At 43.4% G+C, this 20,371-nt stretch carries 15 protein-coding genes; all 15 read left to right on the forward strand.

The genetic code is table 11. The annotated features are described in order from the left end of the window. Positions 1 to 82 precede the first annotated feature (82 nt). Positions 83 to 553: a MarR family winged helix-turn-helix transcriptional regulator gene (locus ACFOSV_RS07330; RefSeq protein WP_377904918.1), complete on the forward strand. Its 471-nt coding sequence runs from the start codon at positions 83 to 85 to the stop codon at positions 551 to 553. Positions 554 to 578: 25 nt separating this feature from the next. Continuing rightward, on the forward strand, positions 579 to 2,984 hold the full coding sequence (locus ACFOSV_RS07335) for a 3-hydroxyacyl-CoA dehydrogenase/enoyl-CoA hydratase family protein (RefSeq protein WP_377904920.1): 2,406 nt from the start codon (positions 579 to 581) through the stop codon (positions 2,982 to 2,984). 43 nt (positions 2,985 to 3,027) lie between these two features. Then, positions 3,028 to 4,203 carry an acetyl-CoA C-acyltransferase gene (locus ACFOSV_RS07340; protein ID WP_377904922.1) on the forward strand — a complete coding sequence of 392 codons (1,176 nt, stop codon included), beginning with the start codon at positions 3,028 to 3,030 and terminating at the stop codon, positions 4,201 to 4,203. A gap of 24 nt (positions 4,204 to 4,227) precedes the next feature. Continuing rightward, positions 4,228 to 6,024, forward strand: a complete 1,797-nt coding sequence (locus tag ACFOSV_RS07345; protein ID WP_377904924.1) for an acyl-CoA dehydrogenase family protein — start codon at positions 4,228 to 4,230, stop codon at positions 6,022 to 6,024. Between the two features lie 102 nt (positions 6,025 to 6,126). Beyond that, a complete protein-coding gene (locus tag ACFOSV_RS07350; protein ID WP_377904926.1) occupies positions 6,127 to 7,134 on the forward strand; it encodes a DUF3500 domain-containing protein in 1,008 nt (335 codons plus the stop codon). 80 nt (positions 7,135 to 7,214) lie between these two features. Next, positions 7,215 to 9,056, forward strand: a complete 1,842-nt coding sequence (locus ACFOSV_RS07355) for a CBS domain-containing protein (protein ID WP_377904928.1) — start codon at positions 7,215 to 7,217, stop codon at positions 9,054 to 9,056. Positions 9,057 to 9,187: 131 nt separating this feature from the next. Further along, positions 9,188 to 9,577, forward strand: coding sequence for a response regulator transcription factor (locus ACFOSV_RS07360; RefSeq protein WP_377904930.1), 390 nt, complete (start codon positions 9,188 to 9,190; stop codon positions 9,575 to 9,577). Positions 9,578 to 9,587: 10 nt separating this feature from the next. Next, positions 9,588 to 11,618 carry an LruC domain-containing protein gene (locus tag ACFOSV_RS07365; protein ID WP_377904932.1) on the forward strand — a complete coding sequence of 677 codons (2,031 nt, stop codon included), beginning with the start codon at positions 9,588 to 9,590 and terminating at the stop codon, positions 11,616 to 11,618. A gap of 169 nt (positions 11,619 to 11,787) precedes the next feature. After that, positions 11,788 to 12,564, forward strand: coding sequence for a sugar transferase (locus tag ACFOSV_RS07370; protein ID WP_377904934.1), 777 nt, complete (start codon positions 11,788 to 11,790; stop codon positions 12,562 to 12,564). 3 nt (positions 12,565 to 12,567) lie between these two features. Further along, positions 12,568 to 13,719, forward strand: coding sequence for an acyltransferase family protein (locus ACFOSV_RS07375; protein ID WP_377904936.1), 1,152 nt, complete (start codon positions 12,568 to 12,570; stop codon positions 13,717 to 13,719). An 11-nt stretch (positions 13,720 to 13,730) separates the two neighbouring features. Further along, positions 13,731 to 14,438: a TolC family protein gene (locus ACFOSV_RS07380; RefSeq protein ID WP_377904938.1), complete on the forward strand. Its 708-nt coding sequence runs from the start codon at positions 13,731 to 13,733 to the stop codon at positions 14,436 to 14,438. A 2-nt stretch (positions 14,439 to 14,440) separates the two neighbouring features. Then, positions 14,441 to 16,483: a GumC family protein gene (locus ACFOSV_RS07385; protein WP_377904940.1), complete on the forward strand. Its 2,043-nt coding sequence runs from the start codon at positions 14,441 to 14,443 to the stop codon at positions 16,481 to 16,483. 5 nt (positions 16,484 to 16,488) lie between these two features. Then, positions 16,489 to 17,613 carry a hypothetical protein gene (locus ACFOSV_RS07390; RefSeq protein ID WP_377904942.1) on the forward strand — a complete coding sequence of 375 codons (1,125 nt, stop codon included), beginning with the start codon at positions 16,489 to 16,491 and terminating at the stop codon, positions 17,611 to 17,613. Between the two features lie 113 nt (positions 17,614 to 17,726). After that, positions 17,727 to 19,175, forward strand: coding sequence for an O-antigen ligase family protein (locus ACFOSV_RS07395; protein ID WP_377904944.1), 1,449 nt, complete (start codon positions 17,727 to 17,729; stop codon positions 19,173 to 19,175). After that, complete coding sequence (locus ACFOSV_RS07400; RefSeq protein WP_377904946.1) at positions 19,172 to 20,350, forward strand: glycosyltransferase; 1,179 nt, start codon at positions 19,172 to 19,174, stop codon at positions 20,348 to 20,350. The genes ACFOSV_RS07395 and ACFOSV_RS07400 overlap by 4 nt, the downstream gene beginning before the upstream one ends. Positions 20,351 to 20,371 lie beyond the last annotated feature (21 nt).

The following is a 20,371-nucleotide window of genomic DNA, read 5'->3' on the forward strand; positions in this document are numbered from 1 at the left end:
GCATGCATAATTATTTTTCCAATTTTGTATGCATGCATACTATTTTTTTTTACATTAGTCCTCCCTTAGGAAAATGAAATCCATGAAGAGAGAAGAAACAGTCGATTATCACATTAAGAGCGCATGGCATGCGATTTCTAGGATGTATAATCAACAAGCAGCTAAAGAGGACTTTACTACGGCAATTGGATTTGTATTGATCAACATCAATTCAAAGGAAGGAACGCCTGCGACGAAAATTGCACCGATGATTGGTCTGGAGACCCGAAGCCTGACGCGAATGCTTAAAACGATGGAAGAAAAAAACCTCGTTTATAAAAAGCCAGATGCACAGGACAAGCGCTCTGTGAGGATTTACCTTACGCCTGAAGGCAAGAGGAAAAAGGAAATTTCGGTTCAAACTATCAAACTCTTTAACGAGCAAGTGCGAGAAATCGTCTCAGAAGAAGAATTGGACAATTTCTTTGAAGTCTTCCGAAAGATCCAATTAGTCATAGAGCAGGTTCAAGCTGAAAACGAAACTGAACTACAAAAGTCAATAATTGAATTTTAAACTAGAACAATAAGCCACAAATAACATGAATCGAAGCATTAAAAAAGTCGCCGTTTTAGGTTCAGGTGTCATGGGCTCAAGGATAGCCTGTCACTTTGCCAATATCGGTGTAGAAGTACTTCTACTAGATATTGTTCCATTCGAACTAAACGAAATGGAACAGAAGAAAGGCCTGACAAAAGAACATCCGGTCGTAAGAAATAGAATCGTGAATGATGCCTTGGCCAATACTTTGAAGTCAAATCCATCAGCGATTTATGACAAAGCTTTTGCAAGCCGCATTACCACAGGAAACTTCGACGATGATCTTGCTAAAATCAAGGATTATGATTGGGTGATGGAAGTGGTCGTAGAAAGACTTGACATCAAGCAGCAGCTTTTCGAGAAGGTAGAAAAATACAGAAAGCCAGGAAGTCTCATTACTTCCAACACTTCAGGTATTCCGATGCACATGATGTGCGAAGGAAGAAGTGAAGACTTTCAAGTGAATTTTGCTGGAACTCACTTTTTCAATCCGCCGCGTTATTTGAGACTCTTGGAGATCATTCCTGGTCCAAAGACTAATCCGGAAATCATAGACTTTTTGATGGAGTATGGGGATAAAATGCTGGGTAAAGAAACTGTCCTTTGTAAGGATACTCCTGCATTTATTGCCAATAGAATTGGAGTGTATGCCATCATTTCAGCTATGCATACCATTGAGAAAATGGGTATGGGAGTATCTGAAGTGGATAAACTTACTGGCACTATCATTGGCCGAGCCAAGTCTGCCACATTCAGAACCATGGATGTGGTCGGGTTGGATACCACCGTCAATGTTGCCAATAACTTGTATAAAGTCCTTCCTCACGATGAATCAAGGGATAAGTTTAAGCTCCCAAATATTGTAGAGGTCCTTTATAAAAATAAATGGTTTGGAGATAAGACTGGCCAGGGTTATTTCAAAATGATCCGTCATAAGGACGGTAAAAAAGAACTTAAAGAGCTTGATTTCAACACCTTTGAGTACAAGCCAGTAGAAAAGCCAAGCTTTAAGGCTTTAGAAGCCTCTAAGGGAATTGAGGACTTGAAAGAGAGGATCAAATTCTTAGTGAATTTTGATGACAGAGCAGGTGAATTTTACCGTGCGACTTTCTATGATTCTTTTAAATATTGCTCAAATCGAATTCCTGAAATTTCTGATGAACTTTATCGAATCGATCAGGCGGTTTCAGCAGGATTTGGCTGGGAGCTTGGGCCCTTCGAAACTTGGGACGTTTTAGGCGTTAGAGATACCGTCGAAAAAATGGAAGCGGCTGGTGAAAAAGCAGCAGCTTGGGTTCATGAAATGCTTGATGCAGGTCATGAGTCTTTCTATAAAGTGGATGGAGGAAGAAAGCTTTACTACGATATTCCAAGTAAATCTTATAAGGAAATCCCTGGAATGGATGACTTCATTATCCTCGATACATTGAAAGCTGCAGGCAAGAAGGTATGGGGAAATGCTGGAGCCACCATCTATGATATGGGTGATGACGTGATCAATCTTGAATTCCATAGTAAGATGAACTCTATGGGACAGGAAGTAATCGAAGGAATCAATACGGCGATTTCCATGGCTGAAAAGTCTTACAAAGGTCTTGTTATTGGAAATGAAGGGGCTAATTTCTCTGCAGGAGCCAATCTGGCAATGCTATTTATGTTTGCAGGGGATCAGGAGTTTGACGAAATCAACATGATGATCGCACAGTTCCAAAACACCATGATGCGAGCAAGATTTTCTTCAGTTCCGGTTGTGGTAGCTCCTCATAACATGGCTTTGGGTGGTGGATGCGAGCTTTCGCTTCATTCAGATCATATTCAAGCTCATGCAGAGTTGTATATGGGTCTAGTTGAAGTGGGTGTTGGTTTGATCCCTGCTGGTGGTGGTACCAAAGAAATGACACTTCGATTCTCAAATAGCCTAATCGAAGGTGACGTGGAAGTAAACCAATTGCAGGAGTACTTTATGAACATTGCCACTGCAAAAGTAGCCACCTCTGCAGTGGAAGCCAAAAATCTAGGTTACCTCAGACCGACAGATGGAATTACGCTGAACCGTAAAAGACAATTGGCAGAAGCCAAGCAAAAGGTAATTGAAATGCAAGCTGCCGGTTATACCCAACCGATTCAGCAAACAAATATTAAGGTTCTTGGAAAAACTTCTTTGGCCTTGTTTGAAGCAGGAATTACTGGAATGCAGTACGGAGCTTACATCTCAGATCATGATGCTTTGATAGCACGAAAGCTGGCATGGGTGATGTCTGGAGGTGACCTTTCTGCTCCTACTCTTGTCTCTGAGCAGTACTTGCTAGACCTAGAAAGAGAAGCTTTCCTGAGTTTAACGGGTGAGCAAAAGACTCTTGAGCGAATTCATAGCATTTTGTTCAAGGGTAAGCCATTGAGAAACTGATCTTTTTAACCTCTAATTATTAAAAATCTAAAAAATAAAAATCATGGATGCATATATAGTTAATGGATATAGATCGGCCGTTGGGAAATCAAAAAAAGGAGGTTTCCGGTTTTATAGACCAGATGATCTAGCTGCGGATGTAATCAAGCATTTGGTAGCAAATACTCCTGGATTAGAAACTAAACACGTACAGGATCTGATCGTAGGGAATGCAGTACCCGAAGCCGAGCAAGGCATGCAAATGGGACGAATGATTTCCCTTTTGGCATTGGGTATAGACAACCCAGGTTTCATCATCAATAGATATTGCGGTTCAGGACTCGAGGCTATTGCTTTGGCTTCCGCCAAAATCAATGCTGGTATGGCAGATTGTATTATCGCTGGAGGTACAGAGTCAATGTCCTTAGTTCCAATGATGGGATACAAAACTGCTTTGAACTGGAAAATCGCGTCTGAGCACCCGAGCTATTATTTAAGTATGGGCCTTACTGCTGAGGAATTGGCTAAAGAATATGATATCACTAGAGAGGAAGCCGATGCTTTTTCTGTAGGGTCACACGATAAAGCTTTAGCAGCGATTGCTGCCGGGAAATTCAAGGATGAAATTGTCCCTGTTGAAGTGGAAGAAACATACCTAGATGAATCGGGTAAGAAAAAAGTTCGAAAGTATGTAGTAGATACTGACGAGGGACCTCGACCAGGTACGTCTATGGAGGGCTTAGCTAAGCTGAGACCAGTTTTCAAGCAGGGTGGACAGGTGACTGCAGGGAACTCTTCACAAACCAGTGACGGGGCCGCTTTCGTGGTTGTCATGTCAGAGCGAATGGTTAAAGAATTAAACCTTGAGCCTGTAGCAAGAATGATGTCTTATTCTGTAGCAGGTGTGGATCCAAGAATCATGGGAATCGGGCCAAAGGAGGCCGTTCCAAAGGCATTGGATCAGGCAGGACTAAAGCTTTCCGATATAGAAATGATCGAGTTGAATGAAGCCTTTGCGGCGCAAGGCTTGGCAGTGATTAAATCTTTGGATTTGAATCCTGATATCGTGAATGTAAATGGTGGAGCAGTAGCACTTGGTCACCCACTTGGATGTACCGGAGCTAAACTCTCTGTGCAGCTTTTCAATGAAATGAGAAGACAGAACAAGAAATATGGAATGGTGACAGCCTGTGTGGGTGGAGGTCAGGGTGTGGCCGGAGTCTACGAGCTGCTCAAATAATTAGAAAACAAGAAATAGAATAAAATGGAAACAGTAGTTGAAAATTCCCTCAATGGAGGAGAATTCCTAATCAAAGACGTAAAGGCTCGGGAGGTATTTATCCCAGAGCAATTCACAGAAGAGCAGCGCATGATGGCGCAGGCATGTCAAGACTTTATCGATACGGAAATCACTCCGAATATCGAGGAAATTGACAGTATGAAGAATCCTGACCTGGTTCCCTCTATTTTCAAGAAAGCAGGAGATTTGGGTCTTTTGGGTATTTCTGTTCCAGAGCAGTATGGAGGAATGGGCATGAGCTTTAACTCGTCTATGCTTATCGCTGATATTATTGGCGCTGCGGGTTCATTCTCCACCACCTATGGTGCACACACTGGGATCGGTACACTTCCGATTTTGTACTACGGTACAGAGGAGCAGAAAGCGAAGTATTTACCAAAACTCGCTACAGGTGAGTGGGCAGCTTGCTATTGCTTGACTGAGCCGGATGCTGGATCGGATGCCAATAGTGGTAAAACCAAAGCCACACTGACAGAGGATGGAAAGCATTACATGCTGAATGGACAGAAAATGTGGATCTCCAATGCTGGCTTTGCAGACGTTTTCATCGTTTTTGCCAAAATCGAAGACGATAAAAATCTTACCGCTTTCATCGTGGAGAAATCCTTTGGTGGAATCACCATGAACGAAGAGGAAAAGAAGATGGGAATTAAAGGGTCTTCTACCCGTCAGGTCTTTTTCAATGATTGCAAAGTTCCTGTGGAAAACATGCTTTCAGATAGGCAAAATGGCTTTAAGATCGCGGTGAATATCCTGAATATTGGACGTGTGAAGTTGGGAGCTGGTGTACTAGGCGGTACGCGAACCGTGACTAGCCTTGCTATCAAATATTCTTCCGAGCGTAAGCAATTTGGCGTTAGCATCAACTCATTCGGAGCTGTGAAGGCAAAGCTTGCTGAAATGGCGATCAAAACTTACGCATCTGAGTCTTTATGCTACAGAGCAGGACAAGATATCGAAGATAGAATCGATGAATTGGCGGCAAAAGGAATGGAAGAAAACCAAGCTAAGCTAAAAGGTGTAGAGGAATTTGCGCTCGAGTGTGCTATTGCCAAGGTTCATGGATCTGAAGTATTGGATTATGTAGTGGATCAAGGCGTGCAGGTTTATGGTGGTATGGGCTATTCTGCTGATGCTCCTATGGAAAGAGCGTATAGAGATGCTCGGATTGCCAGAATCTATGAAGGTACCAACGAAATCAACCGTATGCTCATGGTTGGAATGTTGTTGAAGAAGGCTATGAAAGGTGAAATCAATCTCTTTGAGCCGGCCATGGCTGTTTCTAAAGAATTGACATCTGTTCCTTCTTTCACTTCTATCGATAATTCTCAGTTTTTGGCTGAAGAAAAAGAAGTTCTTAAAAACCTGAAAAAGGTCTTTTTGATGGTAGGAGGAAAAGCTGCAATGGCTCTTCAGGATAAAATCGAAGACGAGCAAGAGATCATGATGAATCTTGCAGATGTTATGATTGAGATTTATGCGGCAGAATCCGCACTCCTTCGTACCGAGAAGCTTGCCAGCATCAAAGGTGAAGAAGCTGTTTCAAATCAATTGGCAATGAGCCGAGTTTATCTATCAGAAGCGGTGGACAAAATTACTGCTGCGGCTAAAGAAGCAATCGCTTGCTTTACCACTGGAGATGAGCAAAAGGTGATGCTCATGGGTTTGAAGCGCTATACTAAAGCACCGCTTGTCAACACCAAAGTACTAAGAAGACAAGTGGCTGATTACATGATAGAGCAAGGAAAATATCCTTTCTAATTGAAATATAGATTGAGTCTAAGCCTCTGGTCATGAATTTGATCAGAGGCTTTTTTGATTTTATTGCGTAGATTGGAAGAAGACCCAAAAAGAACCCCTGCTATGAAAAAGCTGATTTACGCCCTGCTTCCGACCTTACTTCTTTTGTCCTTCATTTTCATGAAAATGAAAAAGGATCCAGCCAAAGATTTCCTCAATAGCTTAAGTCCAGAGCTTTTACAAAAGGCTCAGCTAGAATTTGATCATTCTGAAAAGACCAATTGGCATTTTGTTCCAAGTAGTATGTACCAGCGTGAAGGGGTATCTTTAAAGGAGCTCAACAACAATCAGCGTGAAGCGCTTCAGTCCCTTTTCAAAACGTATCTTTCCAAGTCAGGGGTTGAAAAAATAGAGCAGATTATGGGCCTTGAAGCAGTTTTGAGGTCCATGTCTGGAGATTCGGTGATGCGTGATCCAGGGGCTTACTATGTAAGTTTTTATGGTGATCCTTCAGGGGATAGTCCTTGGGCTTGGTCATTTGAGGGACATCACATTTCACTTAATTTTACAATAGTCGGAGATGAAGTGGTTGCCACTCCTCGATTTTTTGGATCAAACCCAGCCACTATTCCGAGTGGACCTCGAGAAGGGGAGCGTACGCTGAAAATGGAAGAAGATCTAGGTTTTGAATTAATCAATTCGATGAATTCCGATCAGTTGGAAATAGCAATTTTTCAAGAAGAACCCATGAGGGAGATAACTACGAGAAACATTCCCAAGGCAGACCCATTAGATCCTGTAGGAATAACTTATTCGAGCTTAAATCCTCAACAGAAAAAAACGCTAATAAAGATCATTGATGAATACCTCAGCGCCCTACCCAAGGCTCTGTCGAACAAGAAAAGAAGACAAGTGGAGGATGAAGGAATGGAGCACCTAAGGTTTGGATGGGTTGGAGCCAGAGAAAAGGGATCTGCCCATTATTATCGAATTCAGGGATTGTCATTTCTACTTGAGTTTGACAATTCTCAGTCTGGTGCAAACCATATTCACACTGTTTGGAGGGATTTTGACGGAGATTTTGGTAGAGATTTGATCCTAGAACACTATGCAAACTCTGATCACCATTAATTCATTTTTCTGACGAAAATCAGCTTTGTCCTTGCATTGCCGCAGTTCTTTCTTTTTGGTTTGATAATACTTTAGCGATCATGGGGGACTTAAAAATTGAACAAACTTTTTCCGATGCGCAGAAGGCTCGTTTCTCTTCGCATTTATTGTCGGATTTAGAGGCCTTGAAGGTTTTGTTGCAAAAGGGCAAAATCGAAAAAGGAATCACAAGAATCGGAGCCGAACAGGAGTTTTGCCTTATTGACAAATTGGGAAGACCTTCTGCCAAAGCCTTGGAGATTTTAGAGCTTATTAACGATGATCATTTTACTTCGGAGCTTGCTCTTTACAATCTTGAAATCAACCTTGATCCAGTCGAGTTTAAAGGAAATGCATTGGCGAAAATGCTTTCCCAACTTAATTCGCTACTGGATCTTGCCAGAGAAAAAGCGAAAAAATTTAATGAAGATATTTTGCTCACAGGAATTTTGCCGAGCATTACCAAGCGAGAGCTGGAAGACGAATACATGACACCCCTTCCGCGCTACAGAGCCTTAAATGAACGTTTCAAACAACTCAAGCGCGGAGATTTTTCGCTTTTCCTGACAGGAGTGGATGAGCTTTCAATCCAACATGAGTCGGTGCTTTTTGAGGCATGTAATACCAGCTTTCAGCTTCATTATCAGATTGATCCGGATGATTTCCGGGCTTCGTACAATTGGGCACAAGCGATATCTGGACCTTGCTTGGCTGTTGCTTGTAACTCTCCCTTGCTATTAGGCCGTGAACTTTGGGCGGAGACCCGGATTGGATTGTTTCAGCAAAGTATAGACTCCCGACCCTCTACTTATGCGCTCAAAGAGCAATTGGCACGAGTAACTTTTGGTCATGCCTGGGCTGATGGAGATGTGATTGATTATTTCAAAAATGAAATTGCAAACTATCGTGTGATCTTAGGAAAAGAGATTCAGGGAGACTCACTGAAAGCAGTAAAAAATGGTGAGGTACCTAAGTTGGAAGCTTTAAATCTTCATAACGGTACCATCTATCGATGGAATCGCCCTTGCTACGGAGCCAGCAAAGGAGTTGCTCATTTACGAATTGAAAATCGATATTTGCCCGCGGGGCCATCTACTTTAGATGAATTAGCTAACCTTGCCTTTTGGGCTGGATTGATGCATGGCAGGCCCAAGAAGTATGACAATATTCATGAGAGCATGAATTTCAGTGACGCCAAAGCAAATTTTATCAACGCAGCGAGAGTAGGCAAACGAGCACAAATGTGCTGGATGGGGAGTGACGTGCGCGTTGAGGATTTGATCCTAGATGAACTTTTACCAGTAGCAAAAATAGGCTTGGAAAAAGCGGGTATTGATGCAAAGGATATAGAAAAACTACTCGGAATAATCTCAAGTCGGGTATATGGAAGTACCGGGTCTGAATGGATGATTAAGAATTATAGAGCATTAAAACCCGGAAATCGAACCGATCATGCGATTTTGGATCTGGTGAAAAACATTCAATTTTTTCAGGGACAGGGCATACCTATCCATCAGTGGCCAGAAGCCTCTCCCATAAATGGCTTGGGTAGCACTCCAAAAGTGGTGGCTCACAAAATGAGTACACTGCTTTTTACTGTGAATAAGTCTGATTCTGCAGAAATGGCAACACAAATCATGAAATGGAAGAATATCCACCACGTGCCAGTAGAGGATGAGACGGGGCAGCTTTGTGGGCTGCTCACCTGGACGCACTTGAATAATATAGCTAGTTTGGATGCGGGAGCGATGGTGGATGAACTTATGGTACATGAAATTTTCGTTACACATCCCCAAACGCCATTAGCGGAGGCCAAAGACTTGATGGAGAAACACCGAATAGGTTGTCTCCCTGTGGTAGAAAGAGGGCACCTAGTCGGAATTATTACGGATAAGGATTTTTAAACACCATAAGCCCTTCCACTTATCGAAGGAAAGTTTCCACTCATCGCCGAAGCCCTCACTCTGGTCTTTTAATCTATTTCGAGCAAAGCCCTACAGCTACTTTTGATGCAATCGAAAGAAAAGAAATAGATATGAAGACCATTTTACTCATCGAAGATCACGACATGATGCGCCTGTTTTTGGCGAATTACTTTGGAAGCGATTATGAAGTGAAGGCAGTTTCAGATGTAGATCTTGCGCTCAATTGGTTGAAAAACCATGACGCGGATCTAATTCTAGCTGATTTCCCAGCAGATCCTAATGGATCTAGCATCCACAGAATTAGTCATCTATCCAGTCACAAGAATATCCCATTAATTATCCTTACAGATCAGGATAAAAGTGAACAGCGAATTCGAGCTTTCCAATGGGGAGCAAAGGATAGCATTAGCAAACCTTTCAACCCTGCCGAGCTTAAGTTGCGCGTCAACTGCCATTTACCAGCTTTCACTCAAGTAGGTACTTTCTCTACTGTAGCCTAATCCATCTGTCATGAAAAATATATATCTCATCCTTTTGGCATTTGGGCTATTTTCCTGTGTGCAGGAGCCTGATTTTGTCAAAGAAACCAAAGATGCAGAGCAGCAGCTCTCCACCAATGAGTATGGAAATTTTGACTTTAGCCTCACTAATTCTGTCAACTTTATTGCCAATATCGCTGACGAAAAAGGACTTCCTTTTTCTGGAGTGAAAATCAAGCTTACCGACCCAGAGTCTGCTAGTGAGCTTTTTGTGGGCTTTACGGATGCCAAAGGATTGTTACAGCAAGAGATTTCTTTGCCCTCGGCAGTTAATTCTGTTTTCCTAGAGGCCAATTACATCGGAATTACCGAAAAGGTCCTGCTTCCAGTGGATAATGATCGTATCACCTTTGACTACCTAGGATCTGTTAATGAAAATCAGGTCCTTCCCTATGAGGAGACCTTTGACGATCCAGATTCAAGAGTTTATGCCAGAGTGAATAATTCCTTCAAGCTAGTCTATGCGGCTAGCTATAATTCTAGCGGTTTGCCATCAAATCTAGAGCCTCAACGGGAATACATTTCATCTACTTTGCTCGAGTATATCAATGCATCCTTGCCAGAAAGCAAGCCTGTCCCTACTTTTCATCCTACTTATCTGGCTGAAGGCAAAAAGACTACGCTAGATATTCTAGAGACAGCGGATGTTTGGTTCACCTTTGTCCATGAAGGTGCTGGCTGGCGAAATTCAATTGGCTTTTATACCTATCCCACCCAAAGTCCGCCCCAAACGATAGCTGACATTGAAGAGATCACAATCCTATTTCCAAATCTATCAAAGAAAGGAAGTGGGGGATCTCTTGAGTCTGGACACAAAGTGAGACTCGGTAGATTCGAACCAGGAGTTTCTATAGGAATTGTGCTATTGGCCAATGGATGGACTGGCAGTGAAGTGGCTGGTTATCCTTATGCACTTTTTGCTGATAAAAGGCTAAATCCTGAGTCGGATCCAAATCTAAAACAACATAATGTGTTGCTTTGGGATGAGGAAAATAAGCAGTTCTTGTTGGGTTTCGAAGATGTTCGTAGAGATTCAAATTCTTGCGACCAAGACTTTAATGATGCCATTTTATTTATTTCTTCAAATCCTGTGAAAGCTATCTCGACCGTCAATGTAAGCCCCATTGATAGACCTGGGACTTTGGACCGAGACAATGATGGAATAAATGACACGCTCGACGAATATCCGGATGATCCAAACAGAGCTTACAATAGTTACTATCCTTCCGCAAGTACCTTCGGTAGCTTGGCTTTCGAAGACAATTGGCCAAATATGGGGGACTATGACTTCAATGATCTGGTGGTGGACTATCGTTTTCAGTTCGTTATGAATAGTTCCAACCGGGTGGCTGAATTGGATGCGAAGTTTAAGTTTCGTGCGGCCGGAGCAGGATATAGAAATGGATTCGGTTTTGCCACAAACCTCCCTAGCAGCGCAGTGCTTTCTGCAACAGGCTCGAATTTGGGACCAAATCTAATCAAACTCAATCCCAATGGAACCGAAGCGGGACAGAGCAAAGCCGTGTTTATTGTGGCCGATAATGTCCACCAATTATTCGGTGTGAGTAGTTTTATTAATACTGAAATCGGCCAGCCAGCACTTCCAGACCGAGAGGTGAATCTTGAAATTGTCCTTTCCTCCCCAGTGACTCTTTCTGAAATCGGAACAGCGCCTTACAATCCCTTCCTGATCGTTTCCCAGGATAGGGGAAGAGAAGTGCATCTACCAGGCTATAAGCCAACCGACTTAGCGCATACAGAGCTATTTGGTACGGCCAATGATGGAACCAATCCGGCTCAAGGAAAGTATTACGTTTCCAAAACGAGCTTGCCCTGGGCGATTCACCTACCAGAAAGCTTTGATTATCCGGTAGAAAATGTCGATGTGCGGGGGGCTCACCTGCTCTTTGATACATGGGCTAAAAGCTCCGGCTATTCTTACATGGATTGGTACAGAAATCATGATGGATATAGAAATAAGAACAAGGTTTTTAAAAAATAAGCTTAACACCTGCGAAAAAACCCGACTGATTCAGTCGGGTTTTTTTGTGTCCTTTTTTGTCAAAATTTACCCAAACTACTTATCGTCTGATGCAGTCCATTGATCGGCAAAAAACGGTCAATTGGCGTAATTTAGGCTGTTTTGGTAGTAGGTAAGCTAATTTTGTTTCATGAAAAGATCGAAAAAACTATCCGCTCCCAAAGTTCCTAAAATCAAACGAAGCTTTGACATCCTTGTGGCTTCTTTACTGATTCTATTCCTCAGCCCCTTGTTTTTACTGGTGGCTTTGCTGATTCGCTTGGAATCCAAAGGACCCATATTTTACTACTCGTATCGGGTGGGGATGAATTATCACATTTTCAAATTCTACAAATTCAGGTCCATGCGAACGGATGCTGATCAGCTCGTGGATAAGCTGAAGCATTTGAATGCCTATCAAAAATCTGCACAATCCGAGCAGACTGTACAGGGGTTTACCCGCGACCAGATCCTAACTCTCGACGAAAGAGCTGTGCGTCTGCAGGATGCTGGGCTGATTACTGAGGCGGCTTACGAAAGTCAAAAAGAACAAGCTTCTCAGCAGGCCTTTGTGAAATTTGAAAATGATCCTCGAATCACGAAAGTGGGCAAATGGATCAGAAACCTTAGCATTGACGAGCTCCCGCAGCTTTTCAATATTCTGATTGGAGATATGTCTCTTGTTGGAAATCGCCCACTCCCACTCTATGAAGCTGAACAACTCACTGCCGATGAATCTATCGGAAGATTTATGGGTCCTGCAGGTCTTACAGGTTTATGGCAAGTGACTGAGAGAGGTAAAAAAGGTGTGGATGCTAAATCGCGATGTGCGCTGGATATTCATTATGCTCAAAATCACAGCTTTTGGATGGATCTCAAAATCCTCGTAAAAACTCCTCTTGCCGCCATCCAACACGAAAACGTCTAAGCCATGAGTTTATTCCAAAACTTAAAAAGCGAATTGATTCGCAAGCCGAACTCAGGTAAGCATTTACCCTTTGTAGATGGATTGCGGTTTCTGGCCATTGTGCCTGTGATTTTTCAGCATGCCAATGAGCGACTATTCAAATACGGAAACCTTCCCGAGCTCAAGGGTTGGGAGGAGCAAGTTTCCTTTTTGATTTCTCGTGGGACTATTGGAGTATTCATATTTTTTGCGATTAGCGGATTTATTCTCTCTCTTCCTTTTTCAAGAGAAAACTCTAAGCTGAACTATAAGACTTATCTAAAAAGAAGATGGCAGAGAATTGAGCCTCCATTTATATTTTGGATGACTTGTTGTGCCTTGATTTTGCTTGTGATGCAGGCTTACCCGATCGGAGAGCTTCTTTGGCATTATCTTGCCACCGTCACTTATACCCATCAGTTATTTTACCAAGAGTACTCCATCATCAACCCAGTAGCATGGTCTCTGGAGGTGGAGATTCAGTTTTATCTCTTAGCGCCATTTTTTGCATTTGCCTATTTTCAAGTTCGCTCACTTGCAAAGCGGAGATCCTTGTTGATCGCCGGGATTTTTGGTTGGATCCTTTTACAGCATGGCATGGGTTGGCATTTACAGCCGTGGAAAGCCACTCTTTTGGGGCAATTGCCTCATTTTCTTGTTGGGGTATTAGCTGCTGATCTCTACCAAAAGCCCGTCAAGTGGATTCGTGATTTCCGCTTTTGGGACCTGGTTTTTTCTCTTTTGCTTTTGACTCTGGCCTATACTTGGACTGAGGAGTTGGGCAAGACTTTTCTTTTTGAGCTCTCACTTTTGGGCTTACTCTTATCGGCAATTTATGGACGCTATACCAGCCGGATTCTTTCCCTTTCCTGGATCAGTATCATCGGTGGAATGTGCTATACGCTGTATTTGATGCATTTACCCTTGTTAGAAGGCTATTATTCATTCATCGCCCGCTTCGGTCAGTGGTCGGGCTATATCGGTCAGTTATCGATAAGTCTGATTATCGTCCTTCCAATAATTTTCCTTTGTAGTGTAATAGCCTTTCGATGGATCGAGCAGCCATTTATGAAGAAGAAAGATCAAAAGTCTCTTCGCTCTAACCCAATCGGCAAACAGGTTTTGTCAAAGGCTTAAAAGGAAATATTATGAAAAAGAACTTACTCATCGCGCTAGCCTTTTTGCTCTCAGTCCAGTCTTGGGCGCAGGACTTCAAAGGTATCAGCGTAGATCGATTGCGACCTTTGGATTCTCTGATTGTGGAAGCTTTGGAAAAAGCCCCTTTGATCCACAGGTTAACAAAAGGTCAGGAACAAAAACAGCAGGAAATCATCCTGAGCCGAAAGGCTTGGCTTCAGCATATTGCCTTGACAGGAGGCTATAATTATGGCAATGGAGTAGTCGCCGATAATCTCACAACAACTTCAGATAATCAAGCCGTGTGGAGAACCAGCAATTTTGCGACTTTCAGTCTGGGGATTTCCTTCCGCCTTCCTGTTTCCGAAATTACCAATCAGAAAAACCAAGCAAAGATCAATCAACTCGCAATTGAGGAAATGGAATTCCAAAAGGAAGATCTCCGAAATGTGATAGCAGAAGAGGTAATCAAACGCTACAATAATCTAGAGCGCACGCTTACCACCATTCGCCTTCAATCCTTGAAAGTGGAGGCAGACGAAGCGGCGGTGCAAGTCACAGAGTCCCATTTCAAGCAAGGCACCGCAGATATTGACCAATATCGCATGGCTATGGATATATTGACCACGGCAAAGATCGAGTTGGAAAAATCTAAAAGCGATGCCTGGTTTTACAAGCGTACTCTTGAAGAAATCGTAGGTTCACCCATTTTCCGTTAATCATGAACTTTGCCCAAATCGTCCGACTTTTGGTGCGCTTTGCACCGTATATCCTCGTGTCAGCATTTGTGTTGGCAGGAGCTACAGCCTACATGTCCCTCAATGCCAAAAAGCAATACAACAGCCACACACTGCTCAATACCGGCCTTATTTCCGGGTACAATATTGAAAGTAATCAAGGGCAGCGAGTGGATTATGCCTACACCAATAATGAAATCGAAAACCTAATCAATCTGGCTACCTCCTTTGAAACGTACAAGGAGCTTTCTGCCAGATTACTGGCTGATCTGATGCTGGCTCAGGCCAATGGACAAAAAGTTCTCATAGGGGATAATTTGGGCGAGTGGTACACCGTATTAGAAGACTTACCTCTTCAGATACAAAAAACCGAATCTCCAGAAGCTGTTTATGAGCGAATCAAAGCCATTGCGGAAGCAGACAAAGAAAATGCCATCTACAAGTTGATGCACTCCAAAAATCCATTCATCGGCTTGGAGACTTTGGAAAACCTCAAAGTAAGTCGTGAGGGTAGCTCTGATATGATCCGGATGGAATATACTTCCATCGATCCTTATTTGTCTCAAAAAGCACTAGAATTGCTTACTGAGATTTTCATGACCAAGCAAAAAAGTATCAAAGAAGGTCAAACGGATTCGGTAATAAACTTTTTCGAAGAAGCTACGCAAAAGACGCTGACGCGATTGCAGGGAGCTGAGGATGAATTGTTGAGATTTCGGGTAAAAAACCAAATTATCAACTACTACGAGCAAACTAGATTTATTGCTGGAAATCGAGAGGAATTGATCAAAAAATATCAGGAAGAGCTCCGCACCAAAGCCGCAGCAGAATCTTCCTTGCAGCGAGTGAATACTGAAATCCAAGACAAAAAGTCCTTGGCAAGATTGCAGAAGCAAATTGCCCAAAATCAGGGTAAAATCGCTGATTACAATTTTGCCCTAATGGAGCTGGAGCTCATGAATCCTGATCAGACTTCTGGATCGGACGAAAGCCTGAAAGGTGACTTGGAAAACAAATTGTCCTCCCTCAGAAATGAGATGCTCGATGTGACTTACGAGGTAATGGAAACCAGCCAAACTTCAGATGGGGTTCCTACGACCAATCTCCTGAGCCAATGGCTGAATTCTACCATTACTGTGGAGGAATCAACCGCGAGAATAGAAGTGATCAATCAGCGGATGCGGGAATACGACGAAATCTATGACCGATTTGCACCACTGGGCTCTACCCTGAAGCGACTAGAAAGCGAAATCGATGTCGCAGAACGAGAATACTTGGAAAACCTGCATTCTTTCAACCAAGCCAGATTGCACAAGTACAATATGCTGATGTCCAGCAATCTTAAGGTGATCGATAAGCCATTTTACCCGGCTCAGCCGGAAAAATCCAAAGCAATCATTATGCTCGTACTTTCTTTTGTGGTGGGTCTGATTGTTCCTTCCGGAGTTTTGATCGGTGCTGAGCTGATGGATGCGAGCTTGAAAACTCCCAAAAATGCGAGTGCTACGACCAAGTTGGCGATCGCAGGAGTATTACCCATGTATCCCAAAGCGGTGGACAAAGACCCGATTGACTTCGATATTTTGGACAGACAAGCAATGAATCTATTCCTTCAAGAGCTGAAAGTAGCGAGCATAGCGAGCTCAGGCCAGGCCAAAATCACCGTTTGTAGCATTCATCCAGCAGAGGGTAAAAGTACAGTGATCGAGAAGGTTCGTGATTTCATCCGTGAGTTTAGCCCTGCCGATTTGGACAAGTTTGAGTTTCGAGAGATTCCTTCCTTGCTCAATCATCCTTATGTAGACGATTCACTTCGTGAGTCAGAAATACACTTGCTCGTAGTGCGTGCAGACCGCAAATGGAACGAGGCTGATCAACATGCCCTGAAAGTGTACAAAAAGTTTGTGGGTCAGAAGCCGTTACTTTTCCTCAATCGAGTGCGCACCGATATCATGGAGGAAATTACTGGAGAAGTACCCAGAAAAAGAAGTTGGATCCGAAAAAGAATCAAAGCCCTCCTTAGCTAATCCCTATGCAAACACTAGTCTGCCAAAGCTTTCCCGCCTGGGATACGCCCTATGTGAAATCCACGGTGGAGATCTTGAAAAGAGTCTCCAAAACCAAACGCGTGATATTTTTGGATTATCCTTACACCCTAAAAGATCTCTGGTCCCATCCCAATGTGCCAAAAAAAGCCATTTGGAGCCGAAAACCACGACTTATTCAAACTGGATTTGGGGAAATCGAAGTGTACAATTTCCTCCCTGTTTTACCAGTGAATTGGGTAAATAGTCCCATTCTATTCAGATTTCTGATGTGGATTAATGGGATCATTCAGGGCTGGACCATTCGTAGAATCCGAAAGCAATTGGACCCTAAGGAGACTCAAGTCATCAATGCTTTTAATCCGGTCAATGGACATTTCACTAAGACTTTTTGGAAGGGTTTCAAGCAGAATTACTACGCCTATGATCAGCTGGAGGCTACGGCCTGGGCAGGAAAGTGGGGCAAGCATTTCGAGCCGGAATTTATTCGGTCAGTAGATCAGATTATTGTGAGTTCGAGCGGTTTGAGGCGGAAGTTTGAAAAGCTGCATCCCAATGTGAAATGTGTGAAAAATGGAGTGTCGCTTGAGCATTTTCAGCATCCCACAATGGAAAAGCCGCAAACAAAGAAAATGGGTTACCTAGGCGCATTTGATGATCGGGTCGATCTAGAGTTGATAAAGCAGGTGGCCGAAGCCTATCCCGACTATCTGATGGAGATCCTCGGCCCAGTAAAGATTTCAAGTGAGTCATTTCCAGAGAATGTATTTTTTTTGGGTACCAAAGACCCTTCTGAACTCAATACCACGGTTCAGGACTGGTGCCTTTGTCTGATTCCTTTTGTGAAAAATGAATTTACCCAAGCGATTTATCCTTTAAAGATCAATGAATACCTAGCTGCCGGGAAACCGGTGGTGAGTACTAATTTTGCTGATTTAAGTGATTTTGAGGGAATGGTCCGGGTAGTAGAATCACATGCAGACTTTATCAAAGGAATCAAGAAAGAAATTCGCTACAACAATCGCCTGAAGATATCCAAGCGGATCTCTTTTGCAAAGCAAAACTCCTGGGAAAGCCGTGCGGAAGAGTTTCTGCTCGCTTTGGCATCCTGATTTCCACTTATCTGCCGTGGGCGTTCATTCACCGATACAGGTCAGACACTCATCGTAAAGCGCCCTTCAAAGCCCTGAATCCAAGGTACTTTTGAGGAAAGAAAACGATGAAAATGAACGCATATCAAGAGACCTTCTTCAAAAAGTACGGAGCCCTACAATTCCTCAGCGGATTTGGGTTGATCCTGCTTTTGGGCTTTTGGCTTTTGAGTGTAGGCTTTGTGCATGTATTGGGATTGGGTGGGATTATCCTGCTTTTGCTCATTCCGGCAGGGATGGTACTCATGATGTACCTCTGGGCAAAGCCCAAAACCGCGATCTGGGGAAGCCTGATCATGGGGTTTTTGATCTCTGGCCTGGGTCGCTATGTTGCAGCTCCCTGGGGTTTGAGTATCGATATTTTTCTCTTTTTGGCGGTACTTTTTGTTGCCATCAATCCCGCCATCGTTAAAAACTGGAAGCACGCCAAAAACGACATCGTTTTGTTTTCTCTGGTTTGGATGGGCTATTTGGGTCTGGAGATTTTCAATCCTGCCGGTAATGGTTTCGAAGCCTGGTTTTATGCCATGCGGGGAATAGGTTTTTACCAGGTGATGGCGGTGCCTTTGGTTTATTTGCTTTTCAGAGAGGAAAAGGATTTTCAGCTTTTCATTAAGATTTTGATTGTCTTTTCTCTCCTAGGCACGATGTGGGGCTTTAAGCAGCAGATTTTCGGAGTCGATCAGGCGGAGTATCGCTGGCTTTGGGATGAAAACCATCATGAGGAACATATCCTTCACGGAGTGCTTCGGGTGTTTTCATTTTACAGTGATGCAGGTCAGTTTGGTGCTTCACAAGCCATGATGTCCATGTTGATGGGAATCTTAGCCTTCGGCCCTTTTAGTACTTGGAAAAGAATTGGCTATGCAGTTCTGGGTGTAATTTTCTTTTTAGGTTTTGCGATTTCCGGTACCCGAGGAGCATTAGCAGTTCCACTTTTTGGAGGCTTGGCGTATCTCTTTTGTACCAGAAATTTCAAAGTGCTAATCGCAGGCTTGGGGGCTATGGTCACGGTCTTTATCATCCTGAAATATACTTTCCTTTTTCAAGGAGTGGAGCAAGTTCGTAGAATGCGTACGGCTCTAGACCCTGAAAACCCATCACTTCAAGTGCGGCTGGATAATCAGCGGACCTTCGGTAGATATCTCGCGGACAAGCCTTTTGGTGGTGGCGTGGGCACCGCTGGCTTTTGGGGAGCTCGCTTTAATCCCAATTCCCTTATGGCCAATACAGCAACCGATTCCTGGTATGTGAAAATTTGGGCAGAAACCGGTTTCGTTGGCCTCGCTATTCATCTCAGTTTCCTTGGCTATGTGATCGGAAAAGGGGGCTATCTCTCCATGAATATTCCAAACAAAAAACATCGAGCCTATGCCATGGCCGTCTTTTCCTGTATCGTAGGGGTGGTCTTTTCAAGCTATGGCAATCAGGTCTTTGGGCAAATGCCCACCGGCATGGTGATGAACCTTGCCATTCCCTTCTTATTTCTCATCCCTGAGTGGTCTAAAAAACAAGAAAAATGAAACTAATTCTCTTAAGCCTCTTGGCTTTACCTTTCTTCTATCTCTTTGCCAGCGCGTTGTATCAGTTGATTCTGGCATTGGCATCTAAGCGGCATCAAAAAGCTGCGATCCAACCTGAAAACGAGCTACCTATCTGTGTGGTGGTGCCTTGCTATCAAAGTGATGAAACTATCCTGAGTGCTACAGAGTACAATCTCAACTTAATCCAAAAATCAAATCATCCAGTAGACTTATTGGTCGTAGGAGATGGGCTGCAAAAGGAAACTATTGTCCAGCTCAAGGAATTGGGCGCCAAGGTTTTGGAAGTGGCCTTTGAGAAAAGCACAAAGGTAAAAGCCCTACAGAGTGCAGTGGCTTACCTTCGAGAGCACCGGGTTTATGATTCGGTATTGGTATTGGATGCGGATAATTTACTCGTGGAGGGTTTTGATCGTGCGATCAGTCACTTCCGAGAACGAGGAGTCACTTCCTTACAGGGAGAGCGACTGCCGATGAATCAGGATACGACGATGGCATTGCTGGATGGTCTTTCAGAAAAAGCCAACCAAGAGATGCTTTGCAAAGGAGCCAACGCACTCGGTCTTTCCAGTAAGTTAACCGGCTCGGCGATGGCCTTTGAGTTTTGGCTTTTCACGGAAATGATTCCTCAGCTCAATGCTGTGGGAGGATTTGACAAGGAGCTGGAATTATTGTTGACAAGCAAAGGCACGTTTATTCAGTATAGTCCTGATTTGATGGTCTTGGATGAAAAAGTACGTGGGGCGGCAGATTTTGAAAAGCAAAGAGGAAGATGGCTGGAAAGCCAGTATGCATTCTTGAGAAAATCCATCCTTCCTGCTCTTTTTGCGGCAGCAAAAGGTAATGTGGACTACTTGCACAAAAGCCTTCAACTAGCGCTACCTCCAAGGGTTTTGGCTCCGGTTGCTTGGTTTGCTCTGATCGTGATTTCCTTGCTTTCTGGATTTGATACGCTTGCTCTGCTTTCCGTCCTAGGCTTGACCATTTTGATGAGTTCTTACCTTTTGGTCATCCCGTTTCACTGGTGGTCAGGCAAAGTGATGTCCATATTGAAGGCACTTCCCGGACTGTTTTTCTCAGGCTTTAAGTCCTTGCTTTGGATGAAAAAGGCCAAGACTCAATTTCTTCACACTCAACACCAAGCTGTACAGTCATGATTACTGAAGGAATGCCTTGGG

Origin of the sequence: Algoriphagus namhaensis, assembly GCF_042649705.1 — a bacterium.
Lineage (GTDB): Bacteria > Bacteroidota > Bacteroidia > Cytophagales > Cyclobacteriaceae > Algoriphagus > Algoriphagus namhaensis.